The sequence below is a fragment of the Larkinella sp. VNQ87 genome (assembly GCF_049445795.1).
Taxonomy (GTDB): Bacteria; Bacteroidota; Bacteroidia; order Cytophagales; family Spirosomataceae; genus Larkinella.
This window is the reverse complement of sequence record NZ_JBMSDT010000006.1, coordinates 1-21119: the sequence shown is the minus strand read 5'-3', so window position 1 is coordinate 21119 and position 21119 is coordinate 1. Positions and strand designations below refer to the sequence as shown.

General features: G+C 52.2%; 20 protein-coding genes. 12 read left to right on the top strand and 8 right to left on the bottom strand.

Annotation, left to right across the window (positions count from 1 at the left end; translation table 11 throughout):
• Nucleotides 1-10 precede the first annotated feature (10 nt).
• Both ACO2Q8_RS11350 and ACO2Q8_RS11345 read right to left on the bottom strand, forming a co-directional pair.
• Nucleotides 11-1015 carry a FecR family protein gene (locus ACO2Q8_RS11350; RefSeq protein WP_423344926.1) on the bottom strand — a complete coding sequence of 335 codons (1005 nt, stop codon included), beginning with the start codon at nucleotides 1013-1015 and terminating at the stop codon, nucleotides 11-13.
• A 129-nt stretch (nucleotides 1016-1144) separates the two neighbouring features.
• Nucleotides 1145-1738, bottom strand: a complete 594-nt coding sequence (locus tag ACO2Q8_RS11345; protein WP_423344925.1) for an RNA polymerase sigma factor — start codon at nucleotides 1736-1738, stop codon at nucleotides 1145-1147.
• Nucleotides 1739-2030: 292 nt separating this feature from the next.
• On the opposite strand from ACO2Q8_RS11345, the gene ACO2Q8_RS11340 reads away from it, so the two are divergent.
• Nucleotides 2031-2225, top strand: coding sequence for a cold-shock protein (locus ACO2Q8_RS11340; protein ID WP_134030664.1), 195 nt, complete (start codon nucleotides 2031-2033; stop codon nucleotides 2223-2225).
• 323 nt (nucleotides 2226-2548) lie between these two features.
• On the opposite strand, the gene ACO2Q8_RS11335 is transcribed toward ACO2Q8_RS11340, so the two are convergent.
• Together ACO2Q8_RS11335 and ACO2Q8_RS11330 are read right to left on the bottom strand one after the other, a co-directional pair.
• Nucleotides 2549-3199 carry a DedA family protein gene (locus tag ACO2Q8_RS11335; RefSeq protein WP_423344924.1) on the bottom strand — a complete coding sequence of 217 codons (651 nt, stop codon included), beginning with the start codon at nucleotides 3197-3199 and terminating at the stop codon, nucleotides 2549-2551.
• A gap of 21 nt (nucleotides 3200-3220) precedes the next feature.
• Entirely contained in the window at nucleotides 3221-4012 is a 792-nt protein-coding gene (locus ACO2Q8_RS11330; RefSeq protein ID WP_423344923.1) for a phosphosulfolactate synthase, read from the bottom strand.
• Nucleotides 4013-4153: 141 nt separating this feature from the next.
• Here ACO2Q8_RS11330 and ACO2Q8_RS11325 point away from each other — a divergent pair, with 141 nt between their 5' ends.
• The gene (locus tag ACO2Q8_RS11325) at nucleotides 4154-4600 is read left to right on the top strand and encodes a PaaI family thioesterase (RefSeq protein WP_423344922.1); all 447 of its coding nucleotides are present in this window, start codon (nucleotides 4154-4156) and stop codon (nucleotides 4598-4600) included.
• Nucleotides 4601-4697: 97 nt separating this feature from the next.
• Here the strand turns inward: ACO2Q8_RS11325 and ACO2Q8_RS11320 are convergent, their stop codons facing one another.
• Nucleotides 4698-5723, bottom strand: a complete 1026-nt coding sequence (locus ACO2Q8_RS11320) for an aldo/keto reductase (RefSeq protein WP_423344921.1) — start codon at nucleotides 5721-5723, stop codon at nucleotides 4698-4700.
• Between the two features lie 313 nt (nucleotides 5724-6036).
• On the opposite strand from ACO2Q8_RS11320, the gene ACO2Q8_RS11315 reads away from it, so the two are divergent.
• Genes ACO2Q8_RS11315 through ACO2Q8_RS11305 form a run of 3 tightly spaced genes read left to right on the top strand, consistent with a single transcriptional unit; the run spans nucleotide 6037 to nucleotide 8830 of the window.
• Entirely contained in the window at nucleotides 6037-7356 is a 1320-nt protein-coding gene (locus tag ACO2Q8_RS11315) for a sensor histidine kinase (protein WP_423344920.1), read from the top strand.
• A gap of 56 nt (nucleotides 7357-7412) precedes the next feature.
• Nucleotides 7413-7787 carry a response regulator gene (locus ACO2Q8_RS11310; RefSeq protein WP_423344919.1) on the top strand — a complete coding sequence of 125 codons (375 nt, stop codon included), beginning with the start codon at nucleotides 7413-7415 and terminating at the stop codon, nucleotides 7785-7787.
• The gene (locus ACO2Q8_RS11305; protein WP_423344918.1) at nucleotides 7784-8830 is read left to right on the top strand and encodes an adenylate/guanylate cyclase domain-containing protein; all 1047 of its coding nucleotides are present in this window, start codon (nucleotides 7784-7786) and stop codon (nucleotides 8828-8830) included. The genes ACO2Q8_RS11310 and ACO2Q8_RS11305 overlap by 4 nt, the downstream gene beginning before the upstream one ends.
• A 137-nt stretch (nucleotides 8831-8967) precedes the next feature.
• Here the strand turns inward: ACO2Q8_RS11305 and ACO2Q8_RS11300 are convergent, their stop codons facing one another.
• Both ACO2Q8_RS11300 and ACO2Q8_RS11295 read right to left on the bottom strand, forming a co-directional pair.
• Nucleotides 8968-9801: an SDR family oxidoreductase gene (locus tag ACO2Q8_RS11300; protein WP_423344917.1), complete on the bottom strand. Its 834-nt coding sequence runs from the start codon at nucleotides 9799-9801 to the stop codon at nucleotides 8968-8970.
• Nucleotides 9802-9820: 19 nt separating this feature from the next.
• Entirely contained in the window at nucleotides 9821-10627 is an 807-nt protein-coding gene (locus ACO2Q8_RS11295) for a helix-turn-helix domain-containing protein (protein ID WP_423344916.1), read from the bottom strand.
• 354 nt (nucleotides 10628-10981) lie between these two features.
• Here ACO2Q8_RS11295 and ACO2Q8_RS11290 point away from each other — a divergent pair, with 354 nt between their 5' ends.
• The 4 genes from ACO2Q8_RS11290 (at nucleotide 10982) to ACO2Q8_RS11275 (ending at nucleotide 17320) form a co-directional block, all read left to right on the top strand.
• Nucleotides 10982-11599 carry a TetR/AcrR family transcriptional regulator gene (locus tag ACO2Q8_RS11290; protein ID WP_423344915.1) on the top strand — a complete coding sequence of 206 codons (618 nt, stop codon included), beginning with the start codon at nucleotides 10982-10984 and terminating at the stop codon, nucleotides 11597-11599.
• 42 nt (nucleotides 11600-11641) lie between these two features.
• Nucleotides 11642-13027, top strand: a complete 1386-nt coding sequence (locus ACO2Q8_RS11285; RefSeq protein ID WP_423344914.1) for a TolC family protein — start codon at nucleotides 11642-11644, stop codon at nucleotides 13025-13027.
• A 45-nt stretch (nucleotides 13028-13072) separates the two neighbouring features.
• Complete coding sequence (locus tag ACO2Q8_RS11280) at nucleotides 13073-14134, top strand: efflux RND transporter periplasmic adaptor subunit (RefSeq protein ID WP_423344913.1); 1062 nt, start codon at nucleotides 13073-13075, stop codon at nucleotides 14132-14134.
• Nucleotides 14135-14245: 111 nt separating this feature from the next.
• Nucleotides 14246-17320, top strand: coding sequence for an efflux RND transporter permease subunit (locus ACO2Q8_RS11275; RefSeq protein ID WP_423344912.1), 3075 nt, complete (start codon nucleotides 14246-14248; stop codon nucleotides 17318-17320).
• Nucleotides 17321-17674: 354 nt separating this feature from the next.
• Here the strand turns inward: ACO2Q8_RS11275 and ACO2Q8_RS11270 are convergent, their stop codons facing one another.
• A complete protein-coding gene (locus ACO2Q8_RS11270; RefSeq protein WP_423344911.1) occupies nucleotides 17675-18271 on the bottom strand; it encodes a Crp/Fnr family transcriptional regulator in 597 nt (198 codons plus the stop codon).
• 265 nt (nucleotides 18272-18536) lie between these two features.
• On the opposite strand from ACO2Q8_RS11270, the gene ACO2Q8_RS11265 reads away from it, so the two are divergent.
• The 3 genes from ACO2Q8_RS11265 to ACO2Q8_RS11255 all read left to right on the top strand — a co-directional run bounded on the left by ACO2Q8_RS11265 (nucleotide 18537) and on the right by ACO2Q8_RS11255 (nucleotide 20985).
• Nucleotides 18537-18947, top strand: coding sequence for a DUF2141 domain-containing protein (locus ACO2Q8_RS11265; RefSeq protein ID WP_423344910.1), 411 nt, complete (start codon nucleotides 18537-18539; stop codon nucleotides 18945-18947).
• Between the two features lie 55 nt (nucleotides 18948-19002).
• The gene (gene guaB, locus ACO2Q8_RS11260) at nucleotides 19003-20475 is read left to right on the top strand and encodes an IMP dehydrogenase (RefSeq protein ID WP_423344909.1); all 1473 of its coding nucleotides are present in this window, start codon (nucleotides 19003-19005) and stop codon (nucleotides 20473-20475) included.
• Nucleotides 20476-20649: 174 nt separating this feature from the next.
• The gene (locus ACO2Q8_RS11255; protein ID WP_423344908.1) at nucleotides 20650-20985 is read left to right on the top strand and encodes a hypothetical protein; all 336 of its coding nucleotides are present in this window, start codon (nucleotides 20650-20652) and stop codon (nucleotides 20983-20985) included.
• Nucleotides 20986-21119: the final 134 nt, after the last annotated feature.

Below are 21119 nucleotides of genomic sequence, written 5' to 3'. Positions count from 1 at the left end.
ACGAAAGCACTTACGGACAACCCGGTCCATCGAGTTCGATTTGCCGCCCGTTGATGGTATAGGAAGCATCGGTTGTTTTGCAGAGTATATTCAGGATAACCGGCAATCGGAGGTTGGTGAAGTCTGCCCGGAGTTTGCAGTGTTGCAAGGCCGGATTCCGGAAATGAACCTGGATGCCGAACGTTTCCTCCAGCGCATCGGCCACCTGCCGGAGTGAGGCCCACTCAAACGCAATCGTGGTCGGCTCCCAGAGTTTGGGCTTGGCCAGGCGGGGCAAGCCGGTTTTTGCCAGCGATTCGGCCTGGGGATTGAAAACCGCCTGTTGCCGGGCCGTCAGCAGAATTTTCTTCTCGTTGGCCACACTAACCGCTACTTTGCCGGTCACGACCGAGACTTCAAAGCGCGGGCTGTTGCGGTAGGCCCGGACGTTGAAGGTCGTTCCCAGCACTTCGGTTTTTAACTTCCCGGTCTGGATGACAAAAGGGCGGGCCGTATCCCGGCGAACTTCAAAAAAAGCTTCCCCCTCCAACTGCACGGCCCGAACCGAGGCCGCAAACTGCCGGGGATACCGGAGCCGCGTGGCCGGACTCAGCCAGACCACACTGCCGTCGGTCAGTTCGTGACGTCGAATCGTTTTGCCGGTGTTTTCCAGCGTAGCCAGAGCAGGCACCTCAACCGGTCTCTTCGCTCGTTGGGGTGGTTGAAAGGGCCAGATTCCCAGCACCAGCACAACGGCTGCGACAGCCGCCACACCACTCAAGGCCCACAACCCGCTGTTGCCGGGCCACAACCGACGAACGGGCCGGTGCTCGGCGGCTTCTTCGATTCGCTGCCGGAGTTGTTGCAACCGGTCCCGGGCATAGGCCGGGTCCTGCGTTTCCGGATGCCGTTCGGTCAAGTCGGGGCGGTTGTCGAACGAATCATACCAGGCTTCGACCTGACGCGCTTCCTCGGGCGAGCAGCGACCGGCCAGGTATTTTTCCAGCAGTTCGGGGGAAGGGTAGCGGTTTTCCATGCTGACCGGAATACTAGATTATGATGGTAAAATCCAATCCATACCCCTAAGACGAACAAGTCCGGCGAAAACCTTAGTCGAGACGATTAATTTTTAAATTTTTTAATTGATCCATCACCCCTCGGCTCCCTAAACAAGCAGCCAGTTAAACAGCGCAACGGTGACGGCCGAGTAGTCTTTCAGCAGATGCCGCAAGGTCGTGTGGGCTTTCAACAGATGGCTTTCTACGGTTTTAGGGGCAATGTGAAGCTGTTCAGCAATCTCGGCTACGGACTGCCCCTGCTGGTGGAGCCGGTAAACCTGGCGGCATTTATCCGGTAATTGCCCAACAGTGGATTCGTAAGCGCTTTGCAAGTCAGCGTAGAAAATTTGCTGTTCGGTCGCATTCGCGATCTGGTAGTCCGGCTGGGCCAGCCATTCGGCGGCCAGCGTGCCTTGCCGGGTTTGGCTCCGGAACCAGTCGATGACGGCGTTGCGCAACAGGGTTTGCAGGTAACTTTCGGGGTTTTTCAGTTCGGGAAACCGGTGCCGTTTCAGCCAGAGATTCACAAACAGCTCCTGAACAATTTCTTCGGTGACTTCTCGGTTCTGTAGTCGTTTGAAAGCCGTATTGGATAATTTCAGAAAGTAGCGGTAATAAATTTCTTCAAACGCCTGCTGGTCATCCCGTTGTAAGCGCTGAAACAAGCCAACATCCTCTTCCGTCTGGTAATACCGTTTCATCGTTGAGTTCTTAGTATAGGTTGGTATGTCACTGAATCCGTGCACAAAGTATCATTTTTTGCAGTAATACTACGACCATTTTAATAAGAAAAGAGCAAGGTCCGATACCAAAACGGTTCCAACAAAGGGTGACTACAGAACGAAATTACTGATTGACAAGCGCTAACTTGTCTGTAAGAAGATGGAGACCGTTCCGGCCATTTGGGGTTCCTCAGCATAATTTTTTGGCCCAACTGCACCAACTACCGGGAAGAAACAGTACCTTACAGCTTAATCTTATTTTTTTGAAATCATGCCAACGGGTACCGTTAAGTTTTTTAATGAAAACAAAGGATTCGGGTTCATCGTACCCGATGACGCCAGTGGAGACATCTTCGTTCACGTATCAGCCTGCCAGGATCAACTGCGGGAGCGTGACAAAGTCACCTACGAGGTCGAACGTGGTCCAAAAGGATTGAATGCCAAGAACGTGAAACTGGTTCGCTAGGCATTGGGAGCCGGTTAGCCGGGCAGAATTCCCTGATTTCTCCGGCCGACCGGCTTTTTCCCCGTCTGAACATTACACGACTTGCCGGACGCCCTGTTGCGCCTGAAAACCGCCCTCTCTTTCTGCCGATTGATGAAACCGATCCTGTAAAAAGGATGGGCCGGAATTGCATGTGCCTACCTGGTTGCGATAAGTCGTAAAACGAGTCGTTGCATCGCCAGAAAGCTTAGTTGATTCAGAAGGATTTCAACGTACGCAAAAAAACGGGCGGATCGATCAGCATCCTGAACAACCCGCCCGATAAAGTTTTCATCCAAACAGGATTAAGCCGTAACCCGGCGCAGTTTGGTTTTGAGGTATTGGAAGATGATCGGGGCAATCGACAGACCGATGATTCCGAAAATCACCAGTTCGAAGTTATTTTTGATAATAGGCAGATTGCCAAAGAGATAGCCAAGCATCGTGACGCCTACGACCCACAAAATAGCCCCGGCCACGCAGTAGCCGATGTACTTCGTGTAATTCATGCTTCCGGCTCCGGCGACAAAGGGCGCGATGGTCCGGACAATCGGGATAAAGCGCGCCATAATGACGGTTTTACCGCCGTGTTTCTGGTAGAAGTTTTCGGTTTCGGTAATGTATTCCCGCTTGAAAAACAGAATCCGCTCCCGCATCTTGATCTGATTTCCCAGAAATTTCCCCACGAAGTAGTTCACATTGTCGCCCATCAAAGCTGCCAGAATCAGCAATGGAATCATGAGTTTGACGTCCAGCGCCCCGGTGGAAGCCGCCAGCGCTCCGGCCGCAAACAGCAGCGAGTCGCCAGGCAACAGCGGCATGACAATCAGGCCCGTTTCCACGAAGATGATCAGGAACAGAATCGCATATGTCAGCGTCCCGTATTCGTTGATGATGTCGGCCAGGTGCCTGTCGAGGTGCAAAAAGAAGTCGAGAACCGACTGAAGAAATTCCATGAGTATGAGTGGCTTGGTTAATTAATGGTGTGTTCCAAAACCGTTCAGTCCCAGGTCGCTCAGGAAGTGGGTGAACGTATCCCCGCGAAGCCCTAACCGAATGGTTTCCAGCGGAATGGCCTCGTTGGGTGAAATATTGCCCAGGTTGACATTGGCACCCAGCAGTTTGACAAACCAGACCTGCTGTTCCTTCTGGGGGGCTTCCCAGATGATTTTTTCGGACGGAATCTGCGTCAGAATCTCTTCAACCAGTCCCTGCCGGACTTCCCCGCTCGACCGGAACAACCCGACGGTGCCGCCCTCACGGGCTTCGCCGATGATCTTCCAGGCCCCGGCTTCCAGTTCGGCTTTCATCAACTGAATCCATTTATACGGCGGGATAATCTTGGCCTCGTCTTTTGAACCTACTTCCGACAGCACGGTAACCTGCTGGGCCAACTGACGAATGTAGTCGCATTTAACGTCCTGTTTCATCTCGATGGACCCATCCGATACCTCGGCAAACGCCAGGCCGTAAGTATCGAGCAGCCGTCGGTAGTCGTCAAATTGATTGCGAACGACAAAAGCTTCAAACAACGTCCCGCCGAAGTAGGCCGGTATACCCGCATCTTTGTAAACAGCCAGTTTTTCTTTCAGATTGGGGGTGACGAAGGAAGTAGCCCAGCCCAGTTTTACCAAATCGACATGTTCGGCCGATGTCGACAGAAAATCCTCGACCTGCCGGATACTGAGTCCCTTGTCCATCACCATCGTCAGGCCGTGCTGACGCGGTTTGACGGTCCGTTCCGGAATGTGGGAAAGCGTATAATTCATTTGTGGGGGTAGCGTATTAGGCACAAAAACGCTCAAAAGTAACACTTGTCCGGCTACCTCCCAAGAAAATCCACAGATTCTACTTCATTGGGCGGTTTTCGGCTTGGTTAAATGCTATTTTTGCCAAAAACTCTATCGGCTATGTCTCCTTCTGAAACCAATCCCCGGCTGGAATTTTTCCGTTCCCTGATCGACCAGGATCTCCGGGAAAGTCCATCGCCCCTGGGGCGCTGGCTCAACGGCACGGTTCGGGCTGCCGAGGAAGGTTCGCTGACCGTCGAGTATGTGGTTCGGGAGGATATGACCAACCCGATGGGCATGCTGCACGGCGGCTCCGCAGCCGCCATCATGGACGATCTGATCGGCTCGACGGTGTATGCACTGGGCCGCGATTTTGTTTACACCTCGGTCAATCTGACCATTGATTTTCTGCACAGCGCCCGGCTGGGCGAGGTGCTGACGGCCCAGTCGCGGATTGTACGGGCGGGACGAAACATCATTCACGCCGAATGCATCATCTTGGCAGCCGACGAAAAGATCATCGCCAAAGCCGCTTCGAATCTGGTCCAGACGTCGCTGCGGCATTAATTTTCCAGTTTGGAGTTTACAGTTTATAGTGGCTGGCGCGTGCTTGTCGAATGCGCCAGCCACTGTAAACTGTAAACTAACAACCGTAAACCGTACATCACACCGGAAGCGGATTCAGATCCGGGTTTTTGCGCTGGTGCCAGTAGGGATAAATCGGGTATTTATCGCTGGCGGCATCCAGGTGGGCCACCTGCTCCGGCGACAGACTCCAGCCCACCGCGCCCAGGTTTTCAACCAGTTGTTCTTCGGTCCGGGCTCCGATAACCAGACTCGACACCGTGGGCCGTTGCAGGAGCCAGTTCAGAGCCACCTGCGCGACGGTTTTGCCGGTTTCGGCGGCCAGTTCATCCAGCACATCTACAATGCCGAACCAATAATCTTCCGGAATTACCGGCCCTTCGCCCCCACCCTGCGCAATCCGGCTGTCGGTGGGTGCCGGGTTGTTCCGGCGGTATTTGCCCCCCAGCCGTCCGGCCGACAATGGGCTCCAGACCACCGTGCCGACCTTCTGATCGAGTCCCAGCGGCATCAACTCCCACTCGAACTCCCGGCTGAGCAGCGAATAATACGCCTGATGCGCCACATACCGCGACCAGCCATACCGCTCCGACACCGACAGCGATTTCATCAAATGCCAGCCCGAAAAGTTCGAACAGCCGATGTACCGGATTTTTCCGCTCTGCACCAGGTCGTTCAGCGCGCTCAGGGTTTCCTCCACGGGCGTGTTGCCGTCGAAACCGTGCATGTAATACAGGTCGATGTAATCGGTTTTCAACCGGCGCAGGCTGTCTTCGCAGGATTTGATCAACCGAAACCGCGAAGAACCGTAGTCGTTCGGGCCATCGCCCATTCGAAACGTTGCTTTGGTCGAAATCAATGCCTTGTCGCGCCGACCCGCCAGCGCCTGCCCCAGAATTTCTTCCGATAACCCTTTGGAGTACACATCCGCCGTATCGAACAGCGTTAGCCCGGCATCCAGGCAGTGATCGACCATCCGAGTGGCTTCATCAACCTGCGTCGTTCCCCAGGCTTTAAAAAATTCGGTTCCGCCCCCAAACGTCCCCGTTCCAAAACTCAGTACCGGGACTTTCAGCCCCGAAGCACCTAATTGTCTGTATTCCATAGCTTTGTTTTTGTAATCAACTTTCAACTTCGTTATTCGACATTCAGCGTTCAATATTCGATATTCGCTCCAAAACTGCAATCCTTCCTGCCGGAAATCTTAACCGTACCCACGGACTTTAGTCCGTGTAAGCTAGAGTTACCTTTAAGTTGGTATCAACTATTGGACTAGCTAAGCTCACACGGACTAAAGTCCGTGGGTACATGATTGTAAGTCTACCGGGTAAACCGTAATTTGAACCACCAAACCGTACAGTACAAACCGGCTTTTCGGCATATCCATGGAAATAGGGTCGTTTCTGATTGCTTTCTTTATGATTCGGTACATTCGTACCGCGCTCCAGACCGCCGTGCGGTTTCCGGAATGGGACCGGATTCTGGTTATCGTCCAGTATGTGGCTACGGGCTTGCTGGTGGCCGATACCGTAACCGACACCGGATTCATCAAATGGCTCTGGCACCTGCTGCTGCTGGGGCTGGTCGGAGCGGCTTATTTGTTGAAAGACTTCCGGCCGGTTCGGAACGTCTGGCTGGCCGTCGGCCCCTACATTGCGATTTCGCTGTTCGGCGACATCGCGCGGCTGATCAGCCGGGATTTTTACAACTCCATCAACGAGATCGTCGAGATTGCCGAGATTTTTGCCTTCGTCTGGCTTTTTGCCACTTGGCTCAGCAGCCAGAAACAACAGAAAGCCCTCGAAAAAGAACGCCAGAAACGCCAGCAGGAAGAAGAGCAAAACCGGATCATTGCCAGCCAGAACGTCATGCTCGAACAGATCGTGGCCGAACGCACCGCCGAACTGACCCGCCAGAAAGAGGAATTGGAGCAAACGCTGGCCGAACTGAAAACCACGCAGGATCAGCTCATTCAGCGCGAGAAGATGGCCTCACTCGGTGAACTGACCGCCGGAATTGCCCACGAAATCCAGAACCCACTCAATTTTGTCAATAACTTTTCGGAAGTGTCGGTCGAACTGGTGGAAGAATTGAGGGAAGAACGAAAAAAAAACGATCGGGATCTGGAACTCGAAGACGAAATTCTGACCGACATTGCCCAGAATCTGCAAAAAATCACGCACCACGGCAAACGGGCCGACTCGATCGTGAAAGGGATGCTGCAACACTCCCGCAGCAGCACCTCCCAGCCCGAACCCACCGACCTCAACAACCTGGCCGACGAATACCTGCGGCTGGCGTACCACGGGCTGCGGGCCAGCGACAAATCCTTCAACGCGACGATGGTCATGGATTTTGACGAGAAACTCGGCCGCGTTTCGGTGGTCCCGCAGGATTTGGGGCGCGTCTTGCTAAACCTGTTCACCAACGCCTTTTACGCCACCGAACAGAAACGAAAAACCGGTCTGGAAGGTTACCAGCCAACGGTGCAGGTCAGTACGCGACGCCTGGACGCCACGGCCATCGAAATCCGGGTACGCGACAACGGTTGCGGCATCCCCCAATCGGTGCTGACTAAAATCTTCCAGCCTTTTTTCACCACCAAGCCGACCGGGCAGGGCACCGGCCTGGGGTTGTCGCTTAGTTACGACATTATTACGAAAGGCCACGGTGGCGAACTAACCGTCGAGACGGCGGAAGGTGAATTTACCGAGTTCATCATCCGGTTACCGACATAAAAGACAACATTCCGTATATTTGATAGAATAAGCTATTTTACCCCTAATCCGCAGCGATGAAAGTACTGGTTGTCGACGACGAAACGGACGTACAAACGCTCTTTGAACAACGCTTCCGGCGCGAGATTCGCGCGGGAGAAGTTCAGTTTGCCTTTGCCCACTCGGGCGAAAAAGCCCTGACTTATCTGAACGATCACACGTCTGAATATGTCTTGATTTTATCGGATATCAACATGCCCGGCATGAGCGGACTGGAACTGCTGCGGCAGATTCGGACCACCTACCCGGCCCGTCCCCCGGCCGTGATGATGATTACAGCTTACGGTGATGCCGATAGTTACAACCAGGCGATGCAGTTGGGCGCCGATGCGTTTCTGACCAAACCGCTCGATTTTAGCAACCTGAAAGAAAAACTCAAGAGCGCGCTATGAAGTCCAAAATTCTGGTCGTGGACGACGAAACTGACCTGGAACTCCTGATCCGGCAAAAGTTTCGGCGGCAGATCCGCGAACAGTCGTACGAGTTTGTGTTTGCCTACAATGGCGTCGAGGCCCTGGCGAAACTTCAGCAACAGCCCGACATCGATATTGTGCTGAGCGATATCAACATGCCCGAAATGGACGGCCTGACGTTGCTGAGCAAACTGAGCGAAGTAAGCCCGCTGACCAAAACCGTGATTGTCTCGGCCTACGGCGATATGACCAACATCCGCACAGCCATGAACCGGGGCGCGTTTGATTTCGTCTGTAAACCGATCAACTTCGAGGACCTGGACGTGACAATGCAGAAAACACTGCAACACGTCACGCACCTGCGCGAGACGCTCCAGGCCATCAAGGAAAACAACATTTTGCGGATGTACGTCGACGAATCGGTGCTCAACTTCATGGGGCACCGGGAGTTCGAATCATCGCTGATGATGAACGAAACCGTTAATGCCACGGCGGTTTTTATCGACATTTGCGGTTTTACGGCCATCACGGAACGCGAAAGCGCCGATACCGTGGTGAAGCTCATCAACCGCTACTTCGACGTGATGGTGAAGGAAATCATCGCCCAGGGCGGTTTTGTCGACAAGTTCATGGGCGATGCCGTCATGGCGGTTTTCCGGGGCGAATACCACCTCGACCGGGCCATCGAAGCCGCGCTGGCGGTTCGTAATCACATCGAGTCGCTGGGCAAAGCGCAGCCTGACGAACCGGTTTATACCCCCAAAGTTGCCATCGGCATCAATACCGGCGAAATGATTTCCGGCAACATCGGCTCCGTCACGCTGCGTCGGCTCGATTACACGGTGATCGGTGACGTGGTCAATACCGCCCAGCGGCTGCAATCCGTAGCAAAAGAAGGTCAGATCATTATCAGCGATGCGGCTTACCAGTTAGTCAAAAATTCATTCCAGTGTGAGCCGCTGGGCGAAGTACTGCTGAAAAACAAGGCCAATCCGGTGGCGATTTACGCGGTGATTGAATAAACACAAGTGGATGCGGCCCGTAAATCCACGCCAGCAACGATCGGGAGCGGCCAACCAGCGCCGTACCACTCCTGATCATCACAAGTCAAGGCTGGTCCTTCCACTTTATACCGGCCCGCAATCCCATAGGTTTATGGTTATTGAAAGGAATTGGGCCGAAATAGCTTCCGCATAAATTCAACGTACTCCTGGTCGGGTTTGCTGTTTCGGATGGTCAGCAGAGGTTCCACATCCGGACCGGCCACATAACGCAATTGGTGCGAATCGTCGGTAATGGCCGTAAAAATCACCTGGGCCACCTCGTTAGCCGTGAAATTGTTTCCGCCCGCAAACGATTCGAAAAAGGCTTCCATTTCTTTATTGAAAGTGCTGTAATCGGTCAGGGACGGGTCATGGGCAAAATCGGATACCGTCCGCTGGTAAAAGGAGGTGGCAATATAACCGGGTTCGACCAGTTTAACTTTAATGCCCTGCGATTCCAGTTCATACGCCAGCGATTCGGTAAAGCCTTCCACCGCAAATTTGGAAGCGCAGTAAATAGAAATCAGCGGAGTAGTGACCCGGCCCGCCCCGGACGAAACGGTAAGAACCGTTCCGGCTTTTCGGCTCCTGAAATGCGGAAGAATCGCCCGGGTGACGTTCATCATCCCGAAGACATTGACTTCAAACTGGGCCCGTATTTTTTCCGGGGATATGGCTTCAAAAAGCCCCTGTTGGCCATAGCCCGCATTGTTGACCAACGCATCAATCTGACCGAATTTGTCAATTCCCTGCTGAATAGCGATTTGAATGGAGTCCGGATCCGTCACTTCCAGTCTTGTTACCAACATATGGGAATCATTGATCAGCTCCGTTTCGTTTTCCGGACTGCGCATAGTGGCAATGACATTCCAGCCTTGTTGGGCAAAATACAGGGACGTAGCTTTCCCGATCCCGGAAGAAGCTCCGGTAATTAAAACTGTTTTTTTCATGGAAATTAGTAGTTGCTAGTTAGTGAAGAGCCGACGGGTTGACGCCATAGAGTTGCTTGAAGGAATATGAGAAATGAGAAAGACTTTCGAAGCCCACTTCGTAATAGACATCCGACGGACGCCTGTTTTTTTCTTTGATCAGATAATGAGCTTCTTCCAGCCGCCTTTGCTGCAACCACCGGTTCGGTGAGGTGTGGAAAATCTTTTCAAAATCGCGCTTGAAGGTAGCCAGGCTGCGGCCCGTTAGGTAAGCAAATTTTTTCAACGTCACATTGAAGCGAAAGTTCTGTTGCATAAAAGCCTCCAGATCGATTTTGTGCGGTTGGCCGAAGTTGAACAACACATTTTTAAGCACCGGGTTGATCTGCAACAACAGCATCAAGGCTTCCTGGCGTTTCAGGTTAATCAGGTCAGTGGGCAGCGGTGCCTCAAAATAAGGAAGGAGCGTTTCAAAGTAGTTTTTCAGCAGAACATTGTCCGCAATTTTCAGCACCGCGTTTTTAGCCAGGAAGGGAGCCTCATCAGCAATCCCGTACTGCTGGCTAAACGCTTGTAAACTATCCTGATCGAACAAAACGGTGATCGATTTGAACGCACAGTGTTCGTCGGGCTGCTTGATAAATTTGGCCAGGAAGTTTTTTCGGTAAAACACCAGCTCGCCCGCGTTAAACGTCCGGATTTCACCCGCATCGGCTACCTTCAAATAACCAGAAACGATGTAACACAGCCCGTGGGTAGCGATAAATTGCTCCCCAATCCTTCGCTGGGTTTCCAGATGCGAATAAACCACTTCGGGGAGTTGCGTTCCTACCGATTCCTTTTTCATCTTTCTGCGGTTTCAATTGACCCTGCAAAGTTGATTATTGAAATACAAACCCGTTTTCGTGTGCGGCTCAAAGTTTGTTTCCTAAAAAGTCCATGCAGGAATTGTCTCAAAGGCACCCGCAGACCTGCTGTCCAAGGTTTGTAGTGTTGCACAAACTTGTTGTTGATTTGTGATCGGCACCTTTTTGCCGCTTAATTTAGGTATGGATTTAGGCATTGACCCATTTTTTCATTGCCTTTTGCTGACGGTTTACACCCCGGTTCTGTCTATTCACTCCCCATTTTTGACATTTTCTCTAAACGCCACTTGTTTACTAAACACTGTTCATTACATTTGTAACGTTAATTAACAAGTATGGGAATTGTAGAACGAAAAGAGCGCGAGAAAGAGGAAATGCGGAAACGGATTCTGGAAGCAGCCCAAAAGCTGTTTCTCGAGAACGGTTTTGAAAAGGTGAGTATTCGCAACATTGCCGATGCCATTGAGTACAGTCCGGCGACGATTTATCTGTATTACAAGGATAAAAACGACTTGCTGTACGCCATCCATCAGATCGCTTTTCTCAAAATGATTCAGGAGTTTCAGCCGGCGCTCCAGCTCGAAAAGCCCTTTGACCGACTGGTTGAGATGGGTCGCCGGTATTTTCGGTTTGCGTTCGAAAACCCGGAAATGTTTGACCTGATGTTTATTATGACAGCTCCGATGGACGCCCTGGCTTGCCGCGACGACATTTGGGACGAAGGCAAATCTGCCTTTAACCTATTGGTGAACTGCGTGCAGGACTGCATTGATGCGGGGGTCTTCCGGCCCCAGGATGCCGAGGTGGCCGCCATGATGATCTGGAGCTCGGTGCATGGTTACACGGCCCTTTTCCTGCGGAAACGGCTGGAGATGTTCGAGGAAAACCGCCGGAAAGAAATGATGGAGCAGGCATTCGACCTTTTTGTTGAAACGATTCGCCGGGGGCTTTAAAAAATTTTCGCCATTTACTGAACACTGTTTACTTTCTTACATATGGTTACGTATCTAAAAAACAGCTTCGTGCTGGCCATTCCCCTGCTTATGCTTCGATTGGTGGCTGTGGCCCAATCGGTAGAAGCTCCTTCGGCAATTTTAACCGATTACATTCAGGAAGGCCTACAAAGTAACCTCGCTCTCCGGCAAGAATCCCTGGAGATCAAGCGCGTTACGGAGTCGATTACGCAGGCAAAAGCCATGTTTTATCCCCAAATGACGTTCAACCCGACGTATTCGGTGGCGGCTGGCGGTCGGCGGTTGCAGTTTCCGGTGGGCGATCTGCTCAACCCGGCCTACGCAACGCTCAATCAACTGACGGGGGCAGAACGTTTTCCAACCAACATTCAGAATGTCAATGAATTATTGGCACCCAATAATTTCCACGACACGAAGCTGAACATTCAGTACAGCCTTTTCAACACCGATATTCAATATAACCTGCTTATTCAGAAAGATCTACTCTCTTCGCAGGAAGCCCGCAAACGGGTGGTCGAGAACGAATTACGCTACACCATTGCTACGGCCTATTACCAGTATCTGCAAACGCTCGACGCCATCCGGATTTACGAAAACGCCCGGAACGTGCTGCGGGAACTGGCCAAACTGAACGAAAAGCTGGTCAGCAACAACGTCGCTACGAAGGAGGTCATTACCTCGACCCGCTTCGAAATCAGCCAGCTCGACCAGCAACTGGCCGTGGCCGAGAAAAACCGCCAGAGCGCCAAGGCCTACTTCAACTTCCTGCTCAACCGCGAGCTGGATGCCGAGATTCGCGTCGACTCGCTGCTCACCAAAACCCTGCCCACGGCCCCACCTACCCTTTCGGAATTGCAGCAAACCGCCCTGCGCAGCCGCCAGGAGCTAAAACAACTCGGCGGTTCGTTGCGAGCTGCTCAGAATGCCGTGAAACTCAACGAAGCTTCGATAAAGCTGCCCAATGTCTACGTCGGCGGTAGCACTGGTTTTCAGGGATTTGGCTATACGTTCAGCAACCAGGCTTACGTGCTGGGGCAGGTCGGTTTATCGTGGGATGTTTTCAAGGGCTATCAAAAACGCTCCAAAGTGCAGCAGGCTAAGATTCAGACCGAACTCGTTCAGACCCGGATGACGGAAGTGGAGCGGCAGATTCAGTTGCAGGTTTTGCAGGCTTACTACGAACTGAATGCCGCCAACGAAAGCCTGGCCGCCACCCAAACCGGCCTGGCCAATGCCGAACAGACCTTCCGGCTCATCGACAGCAAATACCGCAACGGACAGGCCCTACTGGTCGAGTACCTCCGCTACCAGAACGACCGGCAAACCGCCCAGATTCAACAGGTTCTGATGCGCTACGATGTGCTGGTAAAACGGGCCGCGCTCGACCGGGCTACGGCCATTCAATAACGACACTCTCTCTCAAATTACACTGATTACAAGCTTCTTACGATCATGAAAACGCTTCAATTTATCCTCATCGTATTGGTGACCGGCGGGATGTGGGCCTGTGGCACCAAAGCAGAAGAAAGCCCCAAAACCGCCCCGGCCGACCAAACTGACGACACCTCGGTGCCCGTCAAACTGACCAACGTCGAGTCGGTGGTTCGCTCCGAACCCGTCGTGGCCTCTGGGCTGGTGTCGTCGTCGGAAGAAGCCAAACTCTCTTTCAAAGTGGGCGGAATCATTGAGAAGCTCTACGTCGACGAAGGGCAGACGGTCCGGAAAGGGCAACTCCTGGCGACGCTGAATCTCACTGAAATCAACGCCCAGGTCAGTCAGGCGCAGTTTGCCAGCGAAAAAGCCGAGCGCGACCTCAACCGGGTCAAAGCCCTCTACGCCGATACAGCCGCGACGCTCGAGCAGTTGCAAAACGCAACGACCGGTTTTGATGTAGCCAAGCAGAACCTGACCATTGCCCGGTTTAATCAGAATTACGCCCAGATCCGTTCGACGGTCGATGGCACCGTTACGCGGAGACTGATGAACGAAGGCGAACTGGCCTCGGCAGGCTCGGCGGTTTTTGTGATTTCATCAACCCGTCAAAGCGACTGGATTGTCCGGGTGGGCGTCTCCGACAAAGACTGGGCACGATTGAAAGTCGGCAATTCGGCAACCATCGCGCTGGAAGCTTATCCCGGCAAAACGTTTACGGGAACCGTTAAGGAATTAGCCCAGGCCGCCGATCCGATGAACAAACTTTACGATGTCGAAATCCGGATCAATCCCGGAGCGGTGAAGCTGGCCCCCGGTCTGTTTGCCAAAGTAAGCCTGAAACCGGCCCAAAACCGCAGCTATACGATGGTGCCGATCGAGGCCATTGTCGAAGGAGACGGCAAAGACGGTTTCGTGTTCGTGTTGTCCGACGACAAAAAACACGTCCGCAAACTCCCGGTTCAAATCGGCTTCATCGACAACGATAAAGTCCTGCTCACGAACGGTTTAGCCAATACGCCCAGTGTCGTCACGGCCGGTTCTGCCTACCTCACAGAAACATCCACCGTCGTCCTCCAATAACCCCTGATTGACTCTGATTCCCTCTGATTAACCCTGTGTAACAATCTAGAATGTTATTACCCAGAGTTGATCAGAGAACATCAGAGTCAATCAGAGAAACAATTTCCCTCTATGAATCTCTCCGAGTTTTCCGTCAAGAACTGGCAGTTCATGCTGGTTGTCTTCATCGCGGTGGTGGCGCTGGGCGTCAATTCGCTGCTGAACATGCCCCGGGGCGAGGACCCCGAGTTTACGGCTCCTTCCTTCGCGGTCATCATTGTCTATCCGGGCACCGACGCGCAGGATATGGAAGAACTGGTGGTCGATCCGGCCGAAGCCCGTTTCAACGCGCTGGACGACATGAATCACGTGATTACCAACATTGACGACGGCCTGGCCGTGTTGCGCATTGAATATGACTACAGCGCGGACCCCGACGAAAAATACCAGGAAATGGTGCGGGAAGTCAATGCCCTCCGGGCGCAACTGCCGTCGGATATTTTCAACATCCAAATCCAAAAGTTCTCCCCTACCGACGTAAACATTGTGCAGGTGGCGTTGCAGTCGGAGGTCGCGTCTAACAAGGAACTAGGCGATTACGCCGATGCGTTGAAAGAACGACTGGAGAAAATAAAAAGCCTGAAAGGCGTCGAAGACTGGGGCTACCCCGCCAGCACCGTCCGGATTTCGCTGAACATTGAGCGCATGGCGCAGGAAGGCATTGCCCTCAACCGGGTCGTGGGGGCGCTACAGGCCGAAAACCTCAACATTCCGGGCGGCAGCATCCAGGCCGGAACCCGCAAGTTCAACGTCAAAACCAGCGGAGACTATCAGTCGCTCGACGAAATTCGCAACACCATCGTCTCGACCAACGGCCAAAAAATCATCTACCTCCGCGACGTGGCCGAGGTCGATTTCAACTATGAAGAAGAGACGCACATCACCCGGCTGAACGGCCACCGGGCGGTGTTGGTGACGGCCGGCCAGAAGGTGGGGGAAAACATCGCTAAAGTCGGCGAGCAGATTAACCCGGTGGTTGAAGAATTTGCCAAAACGCTGCCCCCCCATATCAAGCTTGTCAAAAATTTCGACCAGGCGGCCAGCGTCAACGTCCGGCTGAGCCGGTTTGCCAAGGATTTCGGGATTGCCATTCTGCTGGTCGCCCTGACGCTCCTGCCCCTCGGCATGCGGGCTGCCGTGGTCGTGATGATCTCAATCCCGCTTTCGCTCTCCATCGGGCTTTCACTCCTGAACGTATTCGGCTTCAGTATCAACCAGTTGAGCATTGTCGGCTTGATTGTCGCATTGGGCATACTGGTCGATGACTCGATTGTGGTGGTTGAAAACATCGAGCGATATCTGCGCGAGGGTTTTTCGAAACGCGACGCGGCCGTTCGGGCCACGAAGCAAATCACCCTGGCCGTGATCGGTTGTACGGTCACGCTGATTTTGGCCTTCCTGCCGCTGATGTTCCTGCCCGAAGCCTCCGGCGATTTCATTCGGTCACTGCCGACCGCCGTTGTGACCACTATCCTGGCTTCGCTGCTGGTTTCGCTGACCATTGTGCCGTTTCTGTCGAGCCGGATTTTGAAGGAAGAGCACAATCCGGAAGGCAACATCTTCATGCGGGCTTTGAAACGACTCATCAGCGGTTCGTACAGCCGTCTGTTGCACACGGCTTTGCGCTATCCGGTTGTTACGTTACTGGGTGCACTGGCTATCTTCGGGGGTTCCCTTTCGCTGGTGCCGAAAGTCGGTTTTGCCCTGTTCCCGGCTTCCGAAAAACCGCAGTTTCTGATCAACATCGAAACGCCCGAAGGTACCAGTTTGCAGGAAACCAACCGCGTGGCCCGCTACGTCGAAAGCCAGCTTGGCCGCGAACCGGAGGTGAAATACTTTACCACCAATGTTGGGAAAGGCAATCCCCGGATTTATTACAACATCATCCAGCGGAACGAGGCCACCAATTTTTCGCAGTTCTTCGTGCAGTTGAACGACATGCCACCCGCGCAGAAGCGCAAACTGATTGATAAACTGCGGGAGACGTTCAAATTTTATCCCAACGCCAAGATAGAGGTGAAAGATTTTGAGCAGGGCCCCGACCAGGAAGCACCCGTGGCCATTCGCGTCTTCGGAGAAAACCTGGATACGCTGCGAACGATGGCTGCCAGCGTGGAAAAAATCCTGAAAACCACGCCTGGTCTGATCTACGTTAACAATCCGCTGGCGACCCGAAAAACCGACCTGCGCATCAAAATCAACAAAGAAAAAGCCGGGTTGCTGGGCCTGTCGGTGGCCGACATCAACCGCACCATCCGGCTCGCCATTGCCGGATTAAACGTGGGGACGTTTAAAGATCAGGCGGGTGACGACTACCTGCTCAACGTGACGCTGCCGAAAGGCAAAGTTGCCGACCTGCGCGTATTGAACAACCTGTACGTCAATACGCTGGCGGGCGGCTCAGTTCCGCTGCGGCAAGTCGCTGATCTTCAGTTTGAGACGACCACCAACCAGATCCGGCACTACGACAAAGACCGGTACGTAACCGTGACCGGTTTTGTGAAAAGCGATTACCTGGTCGATAATGTGTATCAGGACGTTATCCGGAAGCTTGATGTGCTGAAATTTCCGGACGGTTTTCGGTACAAAGCCGCCGGAGAGTTGGAAAGCCGCGAAAAATCGTTTGGCGGACTGGGCACCATCATCCTGATTACGGTTTTCGGCTTTCTGGCCGTGCTGATCCTGGAATTCGGCACGTTCAAAAGTACGCTGATTGTGCTGTCGGTGATTCCGCTGGGGATTATCGGGGCCATTGCCGCGCTGCTGCTGTCAGGCAATCCATTCTCATTCGTGGCTGTCATCGGGTTGATTGCCCTAATCGGAATTGAGGTCAAAAACTCCATCCTGCTCGTCGATTTCACGAACCAGCTCCGGGAAACCGGGATGCCGCTGGTTGAAGCCATTGAGCAAGCCGGTGAGATCCGTTTCGTCCCGATTGTCCTGACTTCATTGACAGCAATCGGTGGACTGATCCCCCTGGCGATTGAAGGGAACCCACTTTATTCTCCCTTAGCGCTCGTGTTAATCGGTGGGCTGATCAGTTCGACGCTTCTCTCCCGTATTGTGACTCCGGTTTTGTATAAACTATTACCCCCGCGAGTTGAAGTAAAAGCACCAGCGTTTGAACAAGAGCCTGAACTGGTTTAAGTGCACCACTATTTACAGAATGTAATAATTGTATACTTAAAGTTTAATCATTATTCCATTCTGTAAATAGTGATGACAAGAATTCTTACTAATCACATAAATTTTAGGAAATTTTTTTTGCAAACTGTTGTAGATTAATTTACAAATAATAACCTTTGTCTATCAAAATAAAAATAAAGGTTACCGCTAAAAGCAATAACCTTTATAGTGATTTGTAGTTATAACTTTAATGACACCAGTAGTAAGCTACGTAAGGCTGTATCCGCAGGCTATCAAGTGCATTGCAAACTTAATACCAAATAGCAAAACTATAGTTGCTAAATAGCAATTCTATGGTTACTAAAGAGCAATTTTTTATATTAAATCCATCTTGAACTTATATCCTCTTAAACGGCTAAGCGTATACCGGGATAAGCCAAGGTAAGAAGCGATATGTTTCAGGGGTGTACGGTCACATAGTTCCGGATATTGCTGGCAAAAAATATAATACCGCTCCTCGGCGTTTAGCATCCGTAACGAACGGATGCGTTCTTCTGCCGACAACAGATATTTTTCCATAAGGACTCTGCCAATGAAATTTAATGAAGGGTGGGTTTGATAAAGGTGTTGTAAATCCGAATAGGAGATAAACAACAGTTCGGCATCTTCCAACAACTCAACACTTTCAAAAGAGGGCTCCTGTTTAAAAAAACTATAGGAAGAAACTGCGAAATCATCCTCAGCGGCAAGCCAAGAAGTCACCTCTTTGCCATCAATGAAATAATAACTTCTCACCAATCCTTTTGCGATAAAATACAACTTATCAGCAACATCCCCAATGGTTATTAACTGTGACCCTTTTGGTAACCTCCTCAGCGTTAAGGAGTCCTTGATAACCTCAACAATATCCTTATTTATCGGACATAAACCAATCAAGACTTCGATCAGTTTATCATCTAAATTATTGTTCATCGGGGTAGGGTTTTAGAAGTGAAAGGCAACGCCTTATCCCATAGACGGAGAAGCTTAAGCGAAGTCACAATTTTTGGGGTTTTTCATCCGAGATTAGCCCGTCCACAAGCTTTGGCTTCTTTTTAAAAAGCCTGCGCCTGGCTACAGATAACTCAAAAAACACTGGAATACAATCCAGAGAGGCATCATTCCGTTCTGGAAACATCCACCCCGGAAACAATTGCCAGTGGGTTTGGTTGTATTGGAAAAAGTGGATTAACCGTTTATGCTTGTCTTTCTTACCTGGCTGTCGTGGTTTCTGAACCCGGCTCCTGCCGAATCCGTGCTCACTGTTGAAATTCAGAACATCAAACAACCAACCGGCCAGCTCCGGATCGGGCTTTACACGCCCTGCAACGACTTTCCGACGGGCTGTCAGCCGGCTTCCAGCCAGATCGTCAATGTGAAAGCAAATACCGTTCGGGTAACATTTCAGGTAAACCCGGGCGATTATGCCGTGGCACTGTTTCATGATGTAAACGGCAATGGCGAACTGGACAAGAAACTATTCGGCATTCCCAAGGAACCGTATGGTTTTAGTAATAACTTCCGCCCGAAGGTTTCGGGACCTTCCTTCAACGACTGCCGGGTGTCGGTTCAGGCCGCTGGAAAAACAATTTCGATTAAATTGATCTGAATCCGGAGATTTTTAGTAACTTTGCCCGGCAAATAACATATCCTGTTTATTTGCCATGAGCTTAGACTCCTCCAAATTCCTCTACGAAGCGCTTACTTACGACGACGTTCTGCTTTTGCCTGCCTTTTCGGAGGTTCTTCCCCGCGATACACAAACCGGTACCCAACTTACCCGCAACATCCGGCTGAACATTCCATTGATTTCGGCAGCAATGGACACAGTGACGGAGTCGGAACTGGCCATTGCGATGGCCCAGGAAGGCGGAATCGGCATTATCCATAAGAACATGAGTGTTGAAGCCCAGGCCGCGCAGGTCCGGAAGGTGAAACGCTCCGAGAGCGGCATGATCATCGACCCCATTACGCTCACCGAAGGCGCTACGCTGGCCGACGCGCATCAGATCATGCGCGAATCCAAAATCGGCGGCATTCCGGTGGTCGATGCCTCCAACAAACTCATCGGCATTCTGACCAACCGTGACCTTCGTTTCCAAACCGAGCTATCAAAACCGGTGACGGAGATCATGACCCGCACGAACCTGATCACGGCCCGCGAACGCATCACCCTCGAAGAAGCCGAAAGCATCCTTCAACAGTATAAAATTGAAAAATTGCCCATCGTCGACGATCAGAACCATCTCGTGGGCCTGATCACGTACAAGGACATTCTCAAGAAGAAAAACCACCCCAATGCCTGCAAAGACGCCCTCGGACGGCTGCGGGTGGGCGCGGCTGTGGGCGTCACACCCGATCTGTTCCGCCGGATCGAAGCCCTGGTCAAAGCCGGTGTCGACGTGATTAGTGTGGATACGGCCCACGGTCACTCGCAGGGTGTTATCGATGCGGTTCGGGGTATCAAGGAACGGTTTCCGAAGCTGGATGTCATTGCCGGAAACGTGGCCACGGGCGAAGGCGCCAAAGCCTTGGCCGACGCCGGAGCCGATGCCGTGAAAGTGGGCGTCGGGCCGGGTAGTATCTGCACAACCCGGATCATTGCCGGAATCGGGATGCCGCAGTTGACGGCCGTTTATGAATCGGCTAAGGCACTGAAAGGCACTGGCGTTCCGGTGATTGCCGATGGCGGTATCCGGTTTTCGGGCGACATTACCAAAGCCATTGCAGGTGGAGCCTACACGGTGATGGTCGGTTCGCTGCTGGCCGGAACCGAGGAAGCACCGGGCGAAGTGGTTCTCTACGAAGGCCGGCGGTTTAAGACGTACCGGGGCATGGGCTCCGTCGAAGCGATGGAAGAAGGGTCGAAAGACCGGTATTTCCAGGATGCCGAAGACGATATCAAGAAGCTGGTGCCGGAAGGCATCGTCGGGCGGGTGCCCATCAAAGGCCGGGTGGCCGAGATTATCTACCAACTGGTTGGTGGTCTGAAAGCCGGGATGGGCTATTGCGGAGCGAAAGACATCGAGACACTGCAAGACGCTAAATTCGTGAAAATTACGTCCGCCGGTGTGCGCGAAAGCCACCCGCACGATATTCAGATCCAGAAAGAAGCGCCGAATTATTCGTCCCGGTAAAACCGCCCGTACCCACGGACTTTAGTCCGTGTGAGTTAGTGTATCCAAAAGTTGATACCAATTTAAAAGGTATACTGGCTCACACGGACTTTAGTTCGTGGGTACGGATGAAATTTCCTGGTAAATTACCCGGCATTTTTTCAGTTCACACACTAAATGCCGGGTTTACCCGCTATGAGAAAACAGTCGTTGACCATCTACGAAGTTACCATCCAGTACATTGGCTCGCTCAACGCGCTGCGCCAGCGCGAACCGTTCATCGTTTTTTTCTCGAATCTGAAGAAAGCCGTTGAAACCATCATCGGTCAGTTGGCCTTGAACGGATGGCCCATCAAGGTGAACTACACGGCAGTCTATCGGAGTCTAAAACAACGCGGTAGCTATCAGTGTGATTTTGATGTAGCCGGAGCCAAGGTTTTCCGCATCCGCATTGTCCCCCAAATTCTGAACCCGGTTTTAACTACGATGGGGATTGACGAAAAACCGGCCGAACCGACGCGTAAGAAGTAATTCTTCAATAAGAAGCTGTCTAAAGTTTTAGCTTGATTGAATGCAAAACGGACCACAGAGGTTGATTGGGTGTCGAATCCATTTTCCTACTGTAGCCCGTGCAATTGCTCAGCGAAGATAGTATACGCGTGTGG